The sequence below is a fragment of the Prochlorococcus marinus str. MIT 9312 genome, assembly GCF_000012645.1.
GTDB lineage: Bacteria > Cyanobacteriota > Cyanobacteriia > PCC-6307 > Cyanobiaceae > Prochlorococcus_A > Prochlorococcus_A marinus_L.
The window spans coordinates 599700-619360 of record NC_007577.1 but is presented as its reverse complement, the minus strand read 5'-3'; the positions used below and the strand labels follow the sequence as shown (position 1 = coordinate 619360).

The following is a 19661-nucleotide window of genomic DNA, read 5'->3' as shown; positions in this document are numbered from 1 at the left end:
TTAAATATATTATTTTTTTTGCACCAATTTTAACTATTTTAGGGGTTGCTCAAATCATATTACTCAGAAAAACAAATTTAAGATTTCCAAAAAACATACCTTTCATAAAAAATATTAGAAATCAAAGACTAAAGCATATATTTGCAAATATTACTTTCAAACCAATTTTCATTTTAATAATACGTACTTTCCCTATACTGCCCTTCTCTTTAGGAAGCTATATTATTGCATCATCAGAAATGAATAAGAGAATAATAATAGTTTATTCACTAATTGGAGCATACCTTTACTATTATTCGCTTTTCTTTATTATCCAAATTGCATAGTACAAAAAGATATTTTTTATTATTAACAATTTTTACATGTTAAAAGATATTTATTATTTTCCTCTTTTGGGATTGTTATAGAATCTTTTTATAAAATATTAATTAAATTTTGAAATTAATTAAAACACCTTGGGGTGAGATCTCTCCAGAAGTTAATCTATTCCCCATTTATTACCTTCTTTTTATTTATGGATTTGTTTATATTCTTCCTTATGGGGAAAATATTATTGGTTTAACTTGGTTTAATTTATTAAAAATTGAAGACGGTCCTTTGGAGTGGCTTCAGTTTTCTCAATACTTAATTTCATCAATATTTGGTATTTTTATCTATTTAAAAAGTAAAAATAAAAATACAATAAATTCATTTATTTGGTTAATTCTCAGCGCCTTTTGCTTTTTCGTTGCAGCTGAGGAAATAAGTTGGGGAGAACGAATAACAGGTTTTTCACTTAATTCTTTAACAGAAATAAGTATACAAAGTGAAACTAATTTACATAATCTTCCTTTATTTCATGATTTCTTTCTTGATCCTATTCTGATTGCAATTTGCATTTTATTTGGTTGGATAGGTTGGAGAAAATGGCCATATTTGAATTCAATCCCCAACAAAAAACTAAGCTTATTTTTCTTAATAACAGCTTTATATATTTTTTACTACGAAATCTCATGGGCTTCTACAGTTGAACACATAAGAAATGATTTAGAAATTTATGAATTTTTACTTTCAACTGGCATATTTTTACATTTCTGGAACAACTTCAAATTATTTATTAAAGAAAAATCTCAATAATTTCAATTAAACTGTCTTGGTTTAATTCAAAATTACTTAGATAAAAGTCAAGCTTTGACTAAATTATTCCGTCAAAAATAATTAGCAGTATTAAATCCCTAAGAATAAAAATTTATCAGCAATTTTTACACTCTTCTTTTTTATTCTTGTTATTATTTGATTTTAATAAAAAGATAATGAGCAAGGGATTCGCAGATAATACATCTAAACCCTTAAAAATAAAAAAAATTACTTCTTCTAACGAACCCCAAGGAAGACTAATATCTTGGTCTCCTTGGCCACCTGCCAATTTCCAAACAAGATATCCTGCTTTCCCTCTTGTTCTTACAGTATTAATTATAGTAGTTGGCCAATGGTATTTTTCTCTCCTCAAATAACTTGGAAATGGCTTTTTATTTAAATTTAAGATTAATTTAGTTTAAGAATTATTTTGTTTTTTTCAATTTTATTATTAGCCCATTTTCAAGCAGCAATCATTCCAATAATATTAGGATTAAAATCGATCAATAAATTCAAACATATAAGTAAGAACAAATTAATACCTTTTGGTTTTATTTTTTTAGGATTAGCCTCAATTGCTGAAATGATAGATCATACCCAAACATCTTGGATTTATGTAGATCACTCCTCTTTATTTAATTGGTTATTTTATTCTTTCCTATCTTTAGGACTAACATGTTTATCAATATCTGTTATAAGAAATAAATTTATTCAAACAACTAACTTATGCATTTCTTTATGTTCGATAACCTCATATTTTCTATTTGATAAAACAATTGCTCTTTTTTTTCAAGCTATAATAAGTATTTTTCTAATAATAAATTGGCAAAGAACTTTTAAAGATTGGCTTTTAATTCTTTACCCAATATTCGGTATTGTTATTACAACATTCTTTGGAACAAATCTCTCAATTAGTGGTGATCAATTTTGGCATATTTTTATTGGTCCATCTGGAACAATAAGCGTTATTGTCTTTTATTTAATCTTAAAAAGATCGAACAAAACCATCATTTAAGATTCTCATGAAAATGATTATATTTACAAGTTTTTTAGTATTTTTAATCACAATCATTTCTCCAATTCAAATTTTTGCTGATACTGATCTTGATGTTTATATGAATGATTATTACTCTAAATCCAATGAAGCTAGCCAGATTCTTAAGGAAATCGAAAAAAGTCTTAAACAGGGCTCAAGAAATAAAGTATGTTCTAGGCAAAGAGAAGCAGCAAGACTAGGATTATTAGCAAATAAATCGCTAATTAAAGCCTTTGAAATTGAGGGAACTAAACCACCAATACAAGCAATAAAAGCAAGTCAACAAAGATGGGAATCTATTCTGAATGAGTGCTAAAAATTTCAGTAAATCTAAAAATAATTTTTTTTATATTTGCATTCTTACAGATTTACTAATTAATGGTATTTCAGGTTCAACCCCATATATACATTGAGAAATAGAATAAATAAAAATGCAGAGTGTAAATATAAAAATAATTGAGCCCAGTTCAACTATGGGGAATATTCTCATGAGGTATGAAATTATGATCAAAGCAATATCAATAAGTAATGCTTGGCATGCGTTATATCTAACGAAATAGGGCACTTTTGGATTTCTTGCTAATCCTGCAAATAAAATTATAAATAACAAAAAGCTACCAAAAGGCAATGATTTTTCAATTATTGCTATTGGGAAAGTTAGTAATAATAGTATCTTTAAAAAAGAATATTTATAGAACAAATAATATCCAAAAGGTATTGAAGCCTTTAAGGGAAGAGTATACAAAAATACTGATGAGAGTCTCTGGAATATTTGATTCAATATATTTTTAAAATTTGGTACTTATATTTTAACCTAATTTTCTGTACGTATTTAAAGACTTAACCTCGAAACATCAACTTTGGCAGATGGTTGTTAAATATTAGATAATTAATTTAAGTTCATAATTCAAAAATGCGCATCCTTCATACAATGCTGAGAGTTGGAGATTTAGATAAATCCATTAATTTTTACGTTAATAGATTAGGAATGAATTTATTAAGAAAAAAGGATTACCCTCACGGAAAATTCACTTTGGCATTTGTTGGTTATGGTTCAGAAAAAGAGAATGCAGTGATTGAATTAACCTATAACTGGGATAAGAAGTCAGACGACTATGAGCTCGGAGATAAGTATGGTCATATAGCTATTGGAGTAAAAGATATTCATCTTATTTGCCAAGGACTAGAAAATAATGGTTGTAAAGTAACAACCAAACCTAAGACAATGAAAAACAGTACAACTGTCTTGGCTTTTATTGAGGATCCTGATGGATATAAAATTGAACTTATTGAAAGAGATTAAAAGCTCGGAAGTTTTTATTTAATAAACAAATTATTAAAAATAAAAATAACTTAAAAGATTTAATTATCTAATAAATAATTTCCAATTACCAAAAAAAATACTTATAAAACCATATTGGATAGATTCTAAAGTTTTAAGTGTTAAATAACATTATTTCTAAGATGTCAGATCCCAATTAAGAAACTAAAAATATACGAAATTCAAACCTCTATGCAATCTAAATTAAATCTAAACAGATTAAGTAGACAATCTATTTAGATTTGAGTATTATAGAGTTATCGCATAAAGCTTATGCCTAGTAATTGGTCAAAAATAAGAGATGAATGGCTTGATAGAACCGCCATTGCGAAAGATGATGCTAAATGGGCATTAGAAGCTTTAATGAATTCTGAAGAAGAGTTATTTGAAATAGAACAAAAAATCAAGAATAAAGAGGACGCTATAAGCCAAGTAAAAATTTTGAAGAAAAAGGTTAAAGAAACTATTTCTTCTAAAGAAATTAGTCTCGATGATATTGCATTAAATACTTCAAATTCGAACAAATTACAGATCTCAGTACCATCTAATCTTACTTATCTTTTGAAAGTTTGGGCTGCAGCAGAAGGTAGAGATCTATCAAGTGTTGCTTTTCAGTGTTTAGAAACTGGTATAAGGGAAATGAAAAGCAAAGGTTCTATACCTTCAGTAGCAGTAAATAGATATGACTCGGCCTGTCAAAAGAGGATTGCACTAGCAGAAGTAAACAATCTATTGGAGAAATACGAAATAGCTCAGAATGAAATCAAATAATTATGAATAACAGAAGAATCATAAAAGGATACAAAACATTAATACCATCAAGGTTTAATGTAGGTACTTCAAAAGATAAATTCAAAGACGGAATAATTTATACTCTTTATTCTGATGAATTTAATTCACTTAAAGTTGGTTTTGCTGAAAATGATAAGGTTCTAGAAAAAAAATTATCAAGTGAGTCATTAATATTATTGGATATAAAAAAAGGCAATAAGAAAGATCTATTTTTGTTAATAACCACTCTAAAAGAAATTGGTATCAAATATTCAGACAATCTTTATTTCAAATACTCAGGTTCTTTAATGAGACATTTATCTACTTTAGGTTGGCCTGTTGGAAGATCACTTTATAAACAAAGAAAAATTAAAAAAGAACTTGTATGCGCATAAATTTAAATGTAGTCGCACTCTAAAGTTTCTCTGGTATCTCTATTTGTGATTGGATTAGTGCCAGAGGCACTTTCACAAAATTTCCTAACAATATCTTTTGGCAAAAAAACATTTGTGAAGTCTGCGCCTTGGATTTTTACATTTTCAAACTGTGTACTATAAGCAAAAGAATCCTCCAAGTTAGTATTTGATAAATCTGTTCCATCTAAAACAGCTGAGTCTAAAGTTACTTCTCTTAAATTGGAGTTACTTAAATTAGTATCTTTCAATTTTGCTCCATAAAGAGTCGCATTTTGGAGCTCACAACCTGATAAATTTGCGTCTTGTAAATCAGTCAAATAGAAAGTTGCTCCTTTTAAATCAGATCCAGAAAAATCAGCTCCTACCAAGGATTGTTTACCATAATCCAACGCAGCGAAGCTTCTAAAAGGGAGGGTTAAAACAATTATTAAAACAGTTAAAATGATAAATCTCATTTTTTTGAGTAGTATTTCAAAAATTCTAACTTCTTAAGCTGAAATCTAAAAATTAATTATTTACTGAATGCTATATTTATTGAAATAACAAATTACGAACTAGGTTTTGGATATAAGTCCTTATGATGCAATTGTTGTTGGTTCTGGAGCTACAGGAGGAATAGCAGCACTTACATTGGCAGAACAGGGGATAAAAGTTTTAATAATAGAAGCAGGGCCTCAAGTCAAAAGGCATGAAGCTAGTAATCATGAGCCAAAAAGTACATTTAAAAGATTTTCAGGAGTTTTAACAAAAAAACATGCCAATCAATGCCAACATCCTGGCTATTGGAAAAATAATCCTGATTTATATTCAAATGAATTGAAGCATCCTTATGACTTCCCAAAAAAAAAGCCCTTTCTTTGGACTCAAGGTAAACAATATGGGGGGAGATCATTAACGTGGGGAGGCATAACATTAAGACTTTCCTCAGAAGATTTTCATCCAGCTAAAAAAGACGGATTCGGACCAAACTGGCCTATTTCATACGATGAACTATCCCCTCACTATGATTTCATTGAAAGTTTCTGCGGCATCTATGGACGAAAAGATGATATTAAGGAAGTCCCAAACGGTAAATATATTAGTGAAATCCCTCTTACAGAAAACGAAAATGTTTTTGGCAGCAAAGTTAAATCAAAATTAAACTATCCATTTATCCAATCAAGAGGATTTGACCGTAATTCATCAGTAAAAGATAAAAAATGGCCCAAGTCCTCCAGTTTAGGAAGCACTTTAAAAAAAGCTTTAGATACTGGGAATGTACAAATAATCTCAAATCACCTAGTGGAGTCTTTTGAGATTAACAAGATAACAGAGCTTGCATCAAAAATAACGATCGTAAACCTAGAAAATGGATGCAAAAAAGAATTAAATTGTGATTTAATCCTTCTTTGCGCATCAACAATTTCAACTCTCCGAATACTACTGAACTCAGAATATAAATCAAATTCCTCAGGTTTTAAAGATGATTCTGGGAAATTAGGTAAATACCTCATGGACCATATATCTATCTGTAGATTTTTTTCAGTCCCAAAAACAAAAATATCAGGAAAACCATTAGATAATCCTCCTGATCTTTCTGGAGCAGGCAGCTTCTTTATTCCATTTGGTTCAAATTTACCCAAAATTGACGAAATAAATTTCAATAGAGGTTATGGAATCTGGGGGGCAATTGATAGATTAGGGATACCTAAATTTTTGCAAAAAGACACAAAGACATCCATTGGCTTTCTTATTGCCCATGGTGAAGTCCTTCCTAGAGAGAAGAACTCAGTTTCTCTATCAAGAAAAACAGATGAATGGGGTATCCCAATTCCCTACATTGAATTCGAATGGAGCAAAAATGAGTTAAATATGGCAAAACATATGGAAAAGACAATACTAAAATCAATAGAAGCTGCAAATGGAGAAATAAAAAATATTGATGAACTAATTAATATCCCATTAGGTAGTTTACTTACAAAAAACTTGATCGCACTTTCAGATAGTCCGCCTCCCCCAGGATATTACATACATGAAGTAGGAGGCGCACCAATGGGAACTAATGAAGAAAATAGCGTAGTTGATAAATTTAATAGAATATGGAGATGCAAGAATGTACTTGTGCTAGATGGAGCGTGCTGGCCAACTTCATCTTGGCAAAGCCCCACACTTACAATGATGGCTTTGTGTAGGAGAGCCTGCCTAAATATTAAAAAGATTTAGAAGGAGTAAATAGTTGATTTAAATAAATCTCTGAAACAGAATTATCCGTACATCCGTTTTGAACCAGAAAAGTAGCTAATGCTGAATTTATAAGTTTATATTGATCCCAAGTTGGATTACTTAATACGAAATCTTTCATAGTGTTATAGAGAGTTTCTGAAAGCTCTGTTTCTAAAGAGACTTTATTTGAAGAACATTCCTTGTTATTCACGTCGGATAAATTTGCTTGGCTGGTTTGATCCATAAACTTATTTTTCTACACAACCATAATTATGTTTTTTTTTCTAAATGTCAAAAAAAATTTACCAGATAACTTTTTAAATTATCATATGAGACTCATGTTATAAATTAAATTTTTAAAAATATACTTTTTAAATAAGGAAATTGATAAGGGCAAAAAAAAAAGTCAACAATAATGTTGAAGTCCTGTTTTTTATTAAAGATACTGGCATTTCTAATCCAATGTGGATTTGGACGTGGAAAACGAGCTGTAAGTTGTGGAAAATCCAGCTCAAAATACTTTCTTGATTTTATATTAAGAATACTTATATATACTGAGTCTATTAAGACTTAGTCGAGAAAGAGACAGATGATTCAGTTATTTTCAATGGATTTTCTTAAGATTTGATCTTCATTAGGCAAGCTAAGCGTGACAGGACCTAAAGGGTGTTTTGAATTTGGATAAATACTATGGTGATGATGATGGTGGTGATTATGTTCATGTTCTAAGTAATCACCTTCTCCAAGGTTTGATTTTTCTTGATTATGAGTTGGGATTTGATGTTGTATTTCACAAGCACCATTACATTCAGGATCACATAAATCACAGCTGATCCCCAATCCCTCTACATGGTCATGATGACTTTCTTGTACCATTCCAACTTCTTTTTCAAAGCCAAATAAATTTGATCTATATTTACAAGTTGAGCAATTCATAAAATTATTACCCTCGTTATTAAGAATCTCTTCAATCCTTTCTACAAAAGTGTCGACCACATGAGACTGTGACGAAAGATATTTTGCATGTATAAATGAAATATTTGGATTATTAATCGCAACTAAATCACTTTGCCTTTTTATTCTTGTGACAAGGACACCTGAGAAAAGGAAATAAGGGAAAATAATTATATTTTTATAACCAAGTCTCACAACATTTTTCAAGCCAGGTTCGACAAGAGGGAAAGTTACTCCAGAAAAAACTGTTTCCCCCCACCCTAAACCAATACCCTCTACTATCATTCTCGTAATTTTTGATACATTGGAATTCGCATCTGGGTCAGAAGAACCTCTACCAACAACAACTAATAATGATTCTTCGGGTTTGAGATTATTATTTTGTTTAAATACATCTTTTACTCTTTCACAAGCTGCGCTAATCATTAAATTATTAATACCTAATTCTCTTCCATAAATTATTTCAATACCTGTTTTACTTGAATAATTCATAAGCAGGCTAGGTATATCATTTTTTACATGGCCAGCGGCGAAAAGCATTGCAGGTATTGCAATTACTTTCTTTATAGAAAGATCTTTTAACTTGTCTAAAGCATCAACAAGTGAAGGTTTAGCGAATTCCAAGAAACCATATTCAACTAAAAAGTTTGGATATCTTTTTTGGATGAACTTAGTTAATTCTTGAAATTCAGTAATGGCTAGTTTATTTCTACTCCCGTGTCCACAAATAAGTATCGCGACTTGATTATTTAACTTCGAATCTAAATTATCCAAATTCAAATTATTACTTATAACATAATAGTAAAGAACAATATCATGTAGTGAAAAATAATAACTTGCTTGAAGTTCCTAACATTAACTCAAAAGATGCAAAATTAAAGAAATTAATTTATGACGTGGATAATTCCTTATTTAATGAGGATAACTATTCTAGGGAAAAATTCGAGCACCTTTGCGTATGTAGTGGAGGTACAACCTCTAGCTGTGCAAAAAATGGTTTTACTACTCTTGATCTAAGAAAAAATCACTGCAAAATTCACCTAGATAGAAAAACCAATTTAGTAACAATTGGAGGGGGAGTAATAATGGGGGATCTAGTAAATCATTTACAAAAACATAATCGAAGTTTTCCAATCGGACTTTCTAAACTTCCTGGAGCAGGCTATATACTTACTGGTGGAGTAAGCCCGCTAAGTAGAACCTACGGCTTAGCCATTGATAATATTGAATCAATAAAAGGTTTCTTGGGTAATGGCACATTTATCTCTTTAAAAAAAAATCAAATAAATCCAGAAGAACAATTGATTTGGGAAGCAATTAAAGGCGCAGCACCCTTCTTCTCAATTATTACCGAAATAGAACTTAAGACTTTCCAATCTAATCCAATTAAAATTATTGAAGGATTTTTAAATCTAAATGAACTTTCAGAAATAATAAAAATATCAGAGGAATTTCCAGAAAATATTAGTCTTCAATGGATTTATGCCAAAAAAATTTACATATATATTTTTGCTGAACTCAAAAATAATTTAGAGGATAAAATAACAGAAGAATTCCTAATGCTTCTAGAGAAATTTCCTACTCTAGAAAAAAAATTTTATGAGAACTTTAACAAAATAAATTTCTTCCCAAAGGAATTGAATTTGTATGAGCTGAATGCAAATAACCATTCTGAGGTAATTAGTCTTCTTGGAGAAGATTTAAAAAATGATATCCCAATTTTCATAAAATGTTTGGATGAAATAATGGATAATAAACCTAATAATTCCTGTTATGTTGCTTCTCAACAATTAGGTTGCAAAACTAAAAATTTAAATCATGGCTCAAGCTTTTTTGTTCATAGAAAAAGCACTTGGAAACCATGGATATATGCATCATGGAAAAAAAATGATCTTCAAGAAAAAGAAATTGCTTTGGAATGGATTTATAAATCTTGGAGCAAGCTAAAAATGTTTTATCCAAATGTTCACTTAGCCCAATTGCATAATCATTTGGATTCTCATGAGGAAGAAATTAAATTAGCCTTTGGGAATAGAATGAATGAATTAAAAACTTTAAAGAATATTTTTGACCCACAAGGTATTTTGCCTCCTTTATGAGGTAACTTCATAATTATAAAGAAAATCAAAATGTCAAATTTCTCAAGATATTTATCTAAAAATTGGTTAGATGATCCAAAGTCAAATATTCTCTCTGGCTTAGTTGTTGCATTTGCAATGATCCCAGAAGCAATTGCTTTTTCAGGTATAGCTGGTGTAGATCCTAAAGTTGGCCTTTTTGGTGCATTTTGCTTATCTATAACAATTGCGATTGTTGGAGGAAGAAGGGGTATGATCACTTCTGCCACTGGTTCAACAGCTCTTTTGATGACTGGACTTGTTGCCTATGGAGAGTCACAAGCCCCTGGATTAGGAGTCCCATATCTTATTGCAGCTGGAATATTAACTGGAATTTTCCAAATTCTTTGGGGATATTTAAGACTTGCCTACCAAATGCGTTTCGTGCCAACAGGAGTATTAAGTGGATTTGTAAATGCACTGGCACTTTTAATATTTCAAGCACAACTACCTCAGTTAGGAATTGGTATTAAAGAATCAAAAGAATTAGTTGAACAAACTTTAAGTCAATATCCAGTTAACTCCCAGATTCCAGTAGTTTGGATCCTTGTAATCCTAGGATTAGTAATTATCTATGGGCTTCCAAAAATCACAAAAGTAATCCCATCTCAACTTATCGCAATAGTAGTAATAACTCTTATAAGCATATTCTTTAATCTAGATGTCCCAACAGTTAGCGATTTGGGTAAATTACCTGATGGATTACCAAGTATTTCTCTTCCTTTTGGATCAATAGAAAATGGAAAAGTACCTTTTAGTCTTGAAACATTAGGGATAATTTTACCGACCGCACTTGCAATATCTCTCGTGGGTTTAATGGAAACCTTTTTAACTCAAGACATTTTAGACGATGTAACTGATACAAGTTCTAATAAAAATAAAGAAGCAAGAGGACAGGGAATCGCAAATATTGTGGCATCTTTATTTGGTGGAATGGCTGGATGTGCCTTAGTTGGTCAATCTGTAATGAATACTGAGAATGGTGGTAAATCTAGATTATCAACCCTCTCCTCAGGTATATCACTCCTAATTATGATCATCCTCTTGAAGTCTTGGATTGGAGCAATACCAATGGCGGCTTTAGTGGCAATTATGATAACGATCGCAATAAGTACGGCAGATATAAATGGATTAAAAAATATTAGTAAGATACCTAAAAGCGATACTGCAGTCATGCTTATGACTTTTGCAGTTACTATGCTTACAAAACCTCATAATCTTGCTCTTGGAGTTATTGCAGGAGTTGCATTAGCTGCAATTCTTTTTAGCAGAAAAGTGGCAAAAGTTATAACTGTTTCAAGAGCGAAAGAAAATAATTTGACTACCTACAAAGTAAAAGGACAATTATTTTTTGTAAGTAAAATCTATTTTTTACAAGGATTTGATATCCATGAACATCCAGAAAATATTGTAATTGATATGTCTTTAGCTCATATTTGGGATCAAAGTGGCGTTGTCGCTCTTGAACAAATTATTAGAAAATTCCAGAATGGTGGTTCTAAAGTTGAAATTCTAGGATTAAATAAAGAAAGTCTTAACTTATTTGAAAGACTAGGTGGTTTAGAAAGCGCTCATTAAAAAAGTTAATTAAGGCTAACTTGTTGATAACAAAACCAAAGCCATTGCTGAAAAAGCAAATTCCTATGAGATCTCCAAGCGGTTTTTGAACTATTTGGATCAAAATTTTCAGGAGGAGGAACATCTCCTTTTTTTTTATCTCTTTCAATTTCACTAATAATTCTATGCACTGTATATTCAGGATGACCTAAATGCATAAGTTGTTTTTGATCATTAGATTCAAATATTGTATATCCGACGTTTTCTCCATAAGCCAACAAATTCAATTTCCCTTCTTTTTGGGCCTTCTCCATTTCCAAATCTGGTAATCCCGCAAATCTACTTTGAGGACAAATAAATTCATCATCTTGCGTACCCATCAAAGGGTGTCCAGGAACAAGACTTTTTAAAGGGAATACTCCAAATAATTTCCTATCAAAAACTTTCTTATCTACCCCTGCCAAATAAGCTAGCGCAAAGCCAGCCCAACATAATCCAAGAGTACTCGCACAAGAATTTCTCGCTTCATTTACAATTTTCACAAATTCATCCCAATACTTAACCTCCTCAAAGGCTAAGTGCTCAATAGGTGCTCCTGTAATAATGATTCCATCTAACGGTTCTATGTTATTGGCCTCTTCCCAAGTAATGTATAGATTATTTAGATGATTAAGATCCCATGTTTTATAAGAGTGAGTTGTAAGCTTTATCCAAACTGGCTCAATTTGAAGAGGAGATAAACCCAGTGGATGTAGTAAGTTAAATTCATACTGCTTGCCAAGAGGCATGATATTTAAAATACCAATCCTAAGAGGACGTATATCCTGTCTTTTTGCCAATTCTGGTTCGATCCAAGATATATGATTTTTCTCAACATCACTAATCTTGTGATAGTTACTAGGAATTATTAAAGCCAATAAATCTCCTTTCCTATGTGATTTGTGAAAGTGCTTGTTCGAAATCTGCTTTGATATCATCAATATGCTCAATTCCTACAGAAACTCTTACCATCGTAGGAGTAACACCTGCAGATAATTGTTCTTCTTCAGATAATTGCTGATGAGTTGTTGAAGCCGGATGAATTACTAATGTTTTTGAATCACCCACGTTAGCAAGGTGGCTCGCTAATTTTAAGGAATCAATAAATTTTACTGCATTTTCATAACCCCCATTAAGAGAAAACATAAGCATGCAACCCATTCCCCTTCCAGTAGTATATTTTTTGGCACTTGAGTAATACGGATCAGATTCTAGGCCAGGGTAATTAACACTACTTACATTAGAATTAGAATCCAACCATTTTGCTAATTCAAGAGCATTAGAAGTTTGTCTTTCTATTCTTAAACTTAGAGTTTCCAAACCCTGCAATAACAAGAACGAATTAAAAGGACTTTGAGCTGATCCCCAGTCTCTCAGGCATTCAAGTCTTGCTCTTAACGCAAAAGCTATATTTCTATTATCAGGTACTCCCAAAGATTTGCAGATATCACTACCGAAACCAAAAGCATCCCAATGAACAAGCCCATGATAAGCAGCGCTTGGCTCACTCATTAGTGGGAATTTACCATTTCCCCAATCAAAGGTTCCTGCATCAACAATAACCCCTCCGATACTTGTGCCATGTCCACCGATCCATTTTGTTGCACTTTCCACAACAACATCGGCTCCAAAATCAATTGGTCTTATTAAAGCACCACCAGCACCAAGGGTATTATCCACTATTAAAGGAATTCCATTTTCCTTCGCCAAAGCAGACAGTCCCTCAAAATCTGGGATATTGAATCTAGGATTTCCCATTGATTCGACATATATTGCCTTGGTTTTATCATCAATTTTATTTCTAAAACTATCGATACTATCGCCATCAGCAAATTTAACTTCTATTCCTAATCTTGGAAATTGTACTTTAAATTGATTATAGGTCCCACCATATAGAAAAGAAGTAGAGACAAAATTATCCCCTGCTGTCATGCAGTTCACGATTGCCAAGAATTGAGCGGCCTGACCTGAGGATGTTGCAAGTGCTGCCATACCTCCCTCCAAAGCAGCCATCCTTTTTTCGAAGACATCTGTGGTGGGGTTCATAAGTCGAGTGTAAATATTTCCAAATTCTTTTAATCCAAAAAGATTCGCACCATGCTCGGCATTATCAAAGACATAGGAACTAGTTTGATAAATGGGTACTGCTCTAGAATTTGTGGTTGGATCAGGCACTTGACCTGCATGTAACTGAAGAGTCTCGAACTTTTGGTTGCTCAAAATTTTTAAATAATCCTATTATCTATTTAACTTAAAAAAGTCCAAAAAAAAAACAAAAAAAAGATAAATATTTATAAATCCTTTTTTAATGAAGGGTAATTATCTTTCATATATAAACTCAAATCATCTTTTATCGCAGATCTGAGTTTGTCAATATTTGCAGAATCTATTATTGGAAAAGTTTTATTAGCTTCAGGATCTTTTTCAGTAATTGATTTCCAATTCTTACCAACATCTTTTTCAGATTTGTTTAGAGCATCATCAAAATTGAAACCCTTATCGTTGTTTTTAGCGTCAAATTGGCTAAAAGCCTTATTTATGAGATCCTTTCTATTCTTAAATAGATTTTTGGCTTTTAAAGTATCTGGAAGACCCATAACTGGTTGTAATTCCTTAAGAAGTTTAATTTCCTCTTCAATTAAGAGTGTCCAAACACCATGTTTATTTTTTGGAAGATTAGAATTACTAAAAATATTAATTTCATCGAGGTAAAAATTTAACCATAAATAATATGATTTTTCTTCAATAGTTTTTTTAACTGATATCTTTTTATTTTGGATCTTTGGGAGTAACTTTTCTGCTTTCTTTAAAAACTGTCTGTCTTCTCTTTCTAAATTTATTAATCCCCATCTTTGACTGTAGTCCCATAAATCTTCGTATCTTGTTAAATCTTCTTGATTCCAACCAAGAGCTTTCAGTTCATGAGAACGATGTGATAATTCCTTTTTCAAAAAAACCTTTTAAAACCATAATAAGTCTAACCCCGCAATCAAGATTAGTAAATAAATGAAGAACTTAACTTTTTAGTAAATTAAATAAATAATCAATTATTAAAATAATTATTGATAATTTTCAATACATTGATATAGCTTGGATATTTTTTAGGAATTTGATTATTATGTTCATTTTTTTTAATATCATTTTTCTCTTTGTTAATAAACAATTTTTTGTAAAGTTTTTCAATATCATTAAAAAGATAATCTCCTTTTAATTTTTCATTTAATTCTAAAGATAATTCAGATTTCACAGATTCTTGGCAAAAATTAGTGATCTCTTCTGAACTAATTAAAACCTTATAAATTTCTTTTTTTTCTTCTGAATTAGCATTAAAGCATAAATAAATAAGATTAATCATTGAACAATTATTATTTTTGATTTTGAATTCTTTATAAATGTCTGGCCAAAATTTTAAAGATTTTAGACCTTCTAAACCTCCTTGACTGAGAGAGTATTTATTGCACCAATTTACAAATTCTGAGACGTCTTTTGGACATCTATTGAGTTGCAAAAGCATATCTGATAAAACTTGTCCTGCTTGAAAATTCCTTGTTGGTTTTCCTTCAGTTGGTAGAGTCATACTCCCTAAGACATCAGCCTTAACAGCATTTAATTGAGAAAAAGTATAATCTCCTTTTTCACAAAATTTATCATTAATTATTTCCTTTGCACTAATTATTTCTTCACCATAACCAAGTTCTTTTAATGAAAGATATTTATTTTCTAATTTATTTTCTTTTCTAACTTGTAATGATACTGATGCTGCCTGATCTAAGCATTGAGTTAACAAAATCGTATTAATGCTAGGTAGCATTCCTGGCTTATCGGAATGAAAGTTATTTACAAAACCTGCAAATATGGATGAGATGTTTTTTATTGATTTTATGTATTGACATTCAATATTATGAACACCAGGAGAAACTTGAATTTTCGGGGACAATTGATTCAAAATGCGAGCTCCTATTAAAGCAGTTAGAGCATCAGGATGGCAGAAATTTGCAGTAAAACTATCATTAGGATTTCGTAAAGCTCCATGACGATGAAATCCTGTAAAAAAAGCTAAATTTGGATATTTATTACAGAGAATAAAAGGGTTTTTACTTTTATTGTCAACGCAAAAAGAACCGACGAGACAACCAAGAACCACATTTTCTCTTTTTAAAGTTTTTCTGAGTTCTAAAGCATATTTAACATCATCTTTTATGTGATTACTGTTTGAAGAAAGAATAACTATCTTACATTCCAAGAGAAGATCTTTTAGATCAAAAGACTTTCTTTTCCCCTCTGAAGAATAATGTCCCATTCTCTTAATCTTATCAATAATCTCATTATCCATATCAGAAAGAACATCATTTGAGAAAGCTCCTAACAAATCTCTATCTTCCCTAGGAGCTAGGAGAATATTATTTGATTTTCCATGCATAGCACAGTTGTATGCTAATGATGCAGGATATAAACCAACACTGTAGAATCCAACTTTGCTGTTCTCTATATCTTCAATCAATGAATAAAAATATTTTTCATCATTTATGTTTTCTATGAAATTATTCTTCATTTTTGGAAATTCTTGATAATTTTTTTTAATTTCTTACCCTTAACAACATTTTTCTACATTAAAGCAATTTTTGACCATAGCAAATTATTTATTGTAAATATTGAATTTTTTAATTTATAATTTCTTAAAAAGAAATTTAATAAAAAGAGAAATAATGATAAATATGGAATATATGGCAAGTAATTTAAAGTTACAAAAACAATTAATTTCTTCAAAAAATATCTTATTTATTCAAGACATTGACGGAGTTTGCATCCCTCTAGTTAAAGATCCAATGACTAGAGAGTTAGAATCAAAATATATTTATGCAGTAAAAGAATTTGCCAAGGAATTCTTTGTATTAACTTGCGGTGAACATGAAGGTCCAAGAGGAGTTAACAGAATAATAGAAAGGAGTTTAGGGAGCACTACTGAACCTAAAAATAAAGAGCTATATTTAAGAGGTTTAGCGGCTTGTGGAGTAGAGTATCAAGACAACAATGGTGAAATAAGCTTTGAAGGAGTCTCAGAAAAAGAACTAAATTTTTTATCAAAAGTACCTAGTTTAATTAGACCAAAATTTAATTTCATAGTTAACAATATTTTTCCTGAACTTAGCCAAGAAGATATCAATTTTCACGCAGTAAAATCAATATGTGAAACACGCTTCTCTCCAACGATTAATTTCAATAGTCTATTTGAATTAGTTCACAAAGATTCTGATAAAAGAAAGCTTATTCAAATTAGTTTTGAAAAAATGATGAATGAAATCATCTTAAAAGCTGAATCTGAAGGTCTCAAAGACTCATTTTTCCTTCATATTTCTCCAAATTTAGGTAATAAAAATGGTAGAGAAACAATTAAACTTTCTTCTAAAGATGATATTGGATCAACAGACATACAATTACTTATTAAAGGAGCAGTTAAAGATTCTGGAGTTTTATTTCTTTTAAATAAATTTATTGAGGATAAAACTGGCAAAGCTCCTTTTGGAAGTAATTTTAATTTTAGAAACTCTCCAAATTCTATTCAGGGAAAAATTGATTTATGCAAAAGAACTATTCAAAAAGAAGATATGCCTTTGATTGTAGGAGTTGGTGACACAGTAACCTCAAAAAATAATAATGGTAAGAAAAATTATTTAAGAGGAGGAAGTGACAGGTCTTTTCTAGAATTTATACAAATATTAGGTAATGAATTTGGAATTAATAATAAAATAATTTTTGTAGATAGTAGTTCTGGTGAAGTTGAAAGACCCTCTACAAAAAAAACTGGTTTAACAGGGATCAGTGATGTTTATGACAACTTAAAGTTTGACATAGTTTTTAAAAATGGTCCCAAAGAATACATAAGTTGGTTTATTGAACTTGCTAGTAAGAGATCAAACTTTAAGAAATAGTTAACTTTTTAATTTTCGAATGACAATTTATAAATAATAGATCAATGAAAGAAAAATTTCCCTCAATATATAAAAAACCTATAGAAACATTGCAAATTAACATAGGTTATAAATGCAATCAGGCTTGTAAGCATTGTCATGTCAATTCGAGTCCCCTAAGGACTGAAAAGATGTCTAATGAAATGATATCTCTTATCCCAAAGATAATTGAAAAATACAAAATCAAGACTTTAGATATTACAGGTGGTGCGCCAGAACTCCACCCAGAATTTAAAAACCTAATAACCAGTTTGAGCACAAAAAAAGTTGATATTATTGATAGGTGCAATTTGACAATTTTCTTTGAAGAAGGTTATGAAGATCTTCCTCAATTTCTTGCAAAGAATAAAGTCATAGTTACGGCTTCACTACCGTGTTATGAAAAAAATAATGTTGATTTTCAAAGAGGTTATGGGGTTTTTGAAAAAAGTATTAATGCCATAAGAATTCTTAATGATTTAGGCTATGGAAAGAAAGAAAATGGATTACAATTAAATCTTGTTTACAATCCTGTAAGCCCAATTCTTCCTCCTTCTCAGCAAATATTGGAGAAGGATTATAAAAACATACTATTCGAAAAATACAATATCGTTTTTAATAATTTATACACAATAACTAATATGCCAATAAATAGATATGAAGAATATCTTAGAAGGGAAGGGAAACTAAATACTTATTACAAACTACTAAAAGAAAATTTTAATGAAAAAAATTTAGAAAATCTTATGTGTAAAAAGACAATTAGCGTAAATTGGCTAGGAGAAATTTATGATTGTGACTTTAACCAACAGATAAATTTCCGAGAGAATAAAGGACCAAAGACACTTTTTGATCTATTGGATGAATCATTTACTTTTGACTACCGGGTAGCTGTAAAAGAACATTGTTTTGCTTGCACTGCAGGTGCAGGGTCAAGTTGTGGAGGGACTTTAAGTTAAAACCCACTAAATACAATTAGGACAAATAGCTCTTACATTTAAAGATGATTCAATTAGTTTAAAACCATTAACTTTTGCTGCATCTTTGCCTGCTTCTAAAACTTCGTCATTTTCGAATTCTTCTGTTCTTCCACACCTAATACAAATCAAATGATGATGATCCGGTGTGTCATTACTAAGCAATTCATATCTGTGTCCACCCTCACTGAGTTCTAATTCATGAAGCAAACCCATTTGTACTAAAAGTCTTAAAGTTCTATAAATTGTTGCTAGTGAAACTTTGGAGCTTGTTTTAACTAACTTTTCATGAACCTCTTCAGCACTAAGATGCTTTCCAGAGCCAATATTTTCAAATAAATTAAGAACCTTTAGCCTCTGAGGAGTTAACCTCTTCCCCTCTTTATGTAAACCATCGCCGAGAGGAGATGTAATGACATTGTATTGCGAGGATAATGACAATTATTAACTCATGGCTATTCTCAATAATAACTCTAGATGAGAGTAAAACAACTTTTTGATTTAAAATGTTTACTAAAGTTCTTCAAAATATTATGTTAAATGTATCTTTTATATGTAAATTATGAATGATCAAGAAATCTCTTATGATAAATTATCATCGAAAGTAAACGCGTTGCTAATTATTGATATTCAGGGAAAAATAATAAGACCAATTTTTAATAAGAATTCAATAATCAAAAACATCAAAAAGCTTATAAATGCTTACCAAATTTTAGAAGAAAACATATTTGTATCTGAACAGAACCCACTCAAATTGGGTGTGACGATCCCTGAATTATTACCCAAAGTACGATTTAAAAAAATTGATAAAATGGATTTTAGCCTAGCAAACATACAAGAATTTTTACAAGAAATTGAAAATAAGAAAATTACAAATTTGATAGTTTGTGGTATCGAAACACATATTTGCATTCAGCAAACAGTCTTAGATTTTTTACAAAAAGGATTTGAAGTAGTTCTTATTTCTGATGCTATGGGCAGTCGAAATTGTATAGATCATGAAATAGCCTTACAAAGAATGACTCAAAAGGGGGCAGTCTTAACAACTACTGAATCAATAATCTTTGAATTATGCAAGACTGCTAATAGAAAAGAATTCAAAGAAATTAGAGATATAATATTGAGTTAAAAAACAATTTAGACTGGTTTGTTTTTTAGAGATAATTTAAACTTTAATTAGAGCAATATTTTTAGGTTTTAATTAAAT

The 19661-nt window shown here is 30.5% G+C and carries 22 protein-coding genes; 13 read left to right on the top strand and 9 right to left on the bottom strand.

The annotated features are described in order from the left end of the window. Window positions 1-435 precede the first annotated feature (435 nt). The 4 genes from PMT9312_RS03365 (at window position 436) to PMT9312_RS03350 (ending at window position 2468) form a co-directional block, all read left to right on the top strand. Window positions 436-1116 (top strand): hypothetical protein, encoded by a 681-nt coding sequence (locus tag PMT9312_RS03365; RefSeq protein WP_011376213.1) that lies wholly within the window; start codon window positions 436-438, stop codon window positions 1114-1116. Window positions 1117-1292: 176 nt separating this feature from the next. Next, the gene (locus PMT9312_RS09430) at window positions 1293-1493 is read left to right on the top strand and encodes a hypothetical protein (RefSeq protein WP_071813300.1); all 201 of its coding nucleotides are present in this window, start codon (window positions 1293-1295) and stop codon (window positions 1491-1493) included. Window positions 1494-1546: 53 nt separating this feature from the next. After that, window positions 1547-2131 carry a hypothetical protein gene (locus PMT9312_RS03355; RefSeq protein ID WP_011376211.1) on the top strand — a complete coding sequence of 195 codons (585 nt, stop codon included), beginning with the start codon at window positions 1547-1549 and terminating at the stop codon, window positions 2129-2131. A gap of 13 nt (window positions 2132-2144) precedes the next feature. Next, window positions 2145-2468, top strand: coding sequence for a hypothetical protein (locus PMT9312_RS03350; RefSeq protein ID WP_225866674.1), 324 nt, complete (start codon window positions 2145-2147; stop codon window positions 2466-2468). A gap of 30 nt (window positions 2469-2498) precedes the next feature. Here the strand turns inward: PMT9312_RS03350 and PMT9312_RS03345 are convergent, their stop codons facing one another. Then, window positions 2499-2933, bottom strand: coding sequence for a Tic20 family protein (locus PMT9312_RS03345; RefSeq protein ID WP_011376209.1), 435 nt, complete (start codon window positions 2931-2933; stop codon window positions 2499-2501). A 132-nt stretch (window positions 2934-3065) separates the two neighbouring features. Between PMT9312_RS03345 and gloA the strand changes: the two genes are divergently transcribed. The 3 genes from gloA (at window position 3066) to PMT9312_RS03330 (ending at window position 4639) form a co-directional block, all read left to right on the top strand. Then, window positions 3066-3455, top strand: coding sequence for a lactoylglutathione lyase (gloA, locus tag PMT9312_RS03340; protein ID WP_011376208.1), 390 nt, complete (start codon window positions 3066-3068; stop codon window positions 3453-3455). A gap of 291 nt (window positions 3456-3746) precedes the next feature. Beyond that, window positions 3747-4244 carry a VHS domain-containing protein gene (locus PMT9312_RS03335; protein WP_011376207.1) on the top strand — a complete coding sequence of 166 codons (498 nt, stop codon included), beginning with the start codon at window positions 3747-3749 and terminating at the stop codon, window positions 4242-4244. A gap of 2 nt (window positions 4245-4246) precedes the next feature. Continuing rightward, window positions 4247-4639 (top strand): hypothetical protein, encoded by a 393-nt coding sequence (locus PMT9312_RS03330; RefSeq protein ID WP_011376206.1) that lies wholly within the window; start codon window positions 4247-4249, stop codon window positions 4637-4639. Between the two features lie 2 nt (window positions 4640-4641). Here the strand turns inward: PMT9312_RS03330 and PMT9312_RS03325 are convergent, their stop codons facing one another. Beyond that, a complete protein-coding gene (locus PMT9312_RS03325; protein WP_011376205.1) occupies window positions 4642-5115 on the bottom strand; it encodes a pentapeptide repeat-containing protein in 474 nt (157 codons plus the stop codon). A 106-nt stretch (window positions 5116-5221) separates the two neighbouring features. Between PMT9312_RS03325 and PMT9312_RS03320 the strand changes: the two genes are divergently transcribed. Further along, the gene (locus tag PMT9312_RS03320) at window positions 5222-6862 is read left to right on the top strand and encodes a GMC oxidoreductase (protein WP_011376204.1); all 1641 of its coding nucleotides are present in this window, start codon (window positions 5222-5224) and stop codon (window positions 6860-6862) included. Here the strand turns inward: PMT9312_RS03320 and PMT9312_RS03315 are convergent. Both PMT9312_RS03315 and PMT9312_RS03310 read right to left on the bottom strand, forming a co-directional pair. After that, window positions 6849-7106, bottom strand: a complete 258-nt coding sequence (locus tag PMT9312_RS03315; protein WP_011376203.1) for a DUF2811 domain-containing protein — start codon at window positions 7104-7106, stop codon at window positions 6849-6851. The two genes, PMT9312_RS03320 and PMT9312_RS03315, sit on opposite strands and share 14 nt — an antisense overlap. A gap of 350 nt (window positions 7107-7456) precedes the next feature. Then, the gene (locus tag PMT9312_RS03310) at window positions 7457-8596 is read right to left on the bottom strand and encodes a sirohydrochlorin chelatase (RefSeq protein WP_011376202.1); all 1140 of its coding nucleotides are present in this window, start codon (window positions 8594-8596) and stop codon (window positions 7457-7459) included. 41 nt (window positions 8597-8637) lie between these two features. Here PMT9312_RS03310 and PMT9312_RS03305 point away from each other — a divergent pair, with 41 nt between their 5' ends. Both PMT9312_RS03305 and PMT9312_RS03300 read left to right on the top strand, forming a co-directional pair. Further along, on the top strand, window positions 8638-9915 hold the full coding sequence (locus tag PMT9312_RS03305; RefSeq protein WP_011376201.1) for an FAD-binding protein: 1278 nt from the start codon (window positions 8638-8640) through the stop codon (window positions 9913-9915). 30 nt (window positions 9916-9945) lie between these two features. After that, complete coding sequence (locus PMT9312_RS03300; protein WP_011376200.1) at window positions 9946-11511, top strand: SulP family inorganic anion transporter; 1566 nt, start codon at window positions 9946-9948, stop codon at window positions 11509-11511. 5 nt (window positions 11512-11516) lie between these two features. Here PMT9312_RS03300 and PMT9312_RS03295 read toward each other — a convergent pair whose 3' ends face one another. The 4 genes from PMT9312_RS03295 to PMT9312_RS03280 all read right to left on the bottom strand — a co-directional run bounded on the left by PMT9312_RS03295 (window position 11517) and on the right by PMT9312_RS03280 (window position 16081). Continuing rightward, window positions 11517-12407, bottom strand: a complete 891-nt coding sequence (locus PMT9312_RS03295; protein ID WP_036924645.1) for a homoserine O-succinyltransferase — start codon at window positions 12405-12407, stop codon at window positions 11517-11519. Window positions 12408-12420: 13 nt separating this feature from the next. Further along, entirely contained in the window at window positions 12421-13749 is a 1329-nt protein-coding gene (locus PMT9312_RS03290; RefSeq protein WP_011376198.1) for an O-acetylhomoserine aminocarboxypropyltransferase/cysteine synthase family protein, read from the bottom strand. A gap of 71 nt (window positions 13750-13820) precedes the next feature. Further along, window positions 13821-14480, bottom strand: a complete 660-nt coding sequence (locus tag PMT9312_RS03285) for a hypothetical protein (protein ID WP_011376197.1) — start codon at window positions 14478-14480, stop codon at window positions 13821-13823. Window positions 14481-14572: 92 nt separating this feature from the next. Beyond that, window positions 14573-16081, bottom strand: coding sequence for a hypothetical protein (locus tag PMT9312_RS03280; protein WP_011376196.1), 1509 nt, complete (start codon window positions 16079-16081; stop codon window positions 14573-14575). A 163-nt stretch (window positions 16082-16244) separates the two neighbouring features. On the opposite strand from PMT9312_RS03280, the gene stpA reads away from it, so the two are divergent. After that, on the top strand, window positions 16245-17459 hold the full coding sequence (stpA, locus tag PMT9312_RS03275) for a glucosylglycerol 3-phosphatase (RefSeq protein WP_036924648.1): 1215 nt from the start codon (window positions 16245-16247) through the stop codon (window positions 17457-17459). 44 nt (window positions 17460-17503) lie between these two features. Further along, complete coding sequence (arsS, locus tag PMT9312_RS03270) at window positions 17504-18436, top strand: arsenosugar biosynthesis radical SAM (seleno)protein ArsS (protein ID WP_011376194.1); 933 nt, start codon at window positions 17504-17506, stop codon at window positions 18434-18436. 6 nt (window positions 18437-18442) lie between these two features. Here arsS and PMT9312_RS03265 read toward each other — a convergent pair whose 3' ends face one another. Next, window positions 18443-18895, bottom strand: coding sequence for a Fur family transcriptional regulator (locus PMT9312_RS03265; protein WP_011376193.1), 453 nt, complete (start codon window positions 18893-18895; stop codon window positions 18443-18445). A 121-nt stretch (window positions 18896-19016) separates the two neighbouring features. Between PMT9312_RS03265 and PMT9312_RS03260 the strand changes: the two genes are divergently transcribed. Then, window positions 19017-19583 carry a hydrolase gene (locus PMT9312_RS03260; RefSeq protein ID WP_011376192.1) on the top strand — a complete coding sequence of 189 codons (567 nt, stop codon included), beginning with the start codon at window positions 19017-19019 and terminating at the stop codon, window positions 19581-19583. Window positions 19584-19661: the final 78 nt, after the last annotated feature.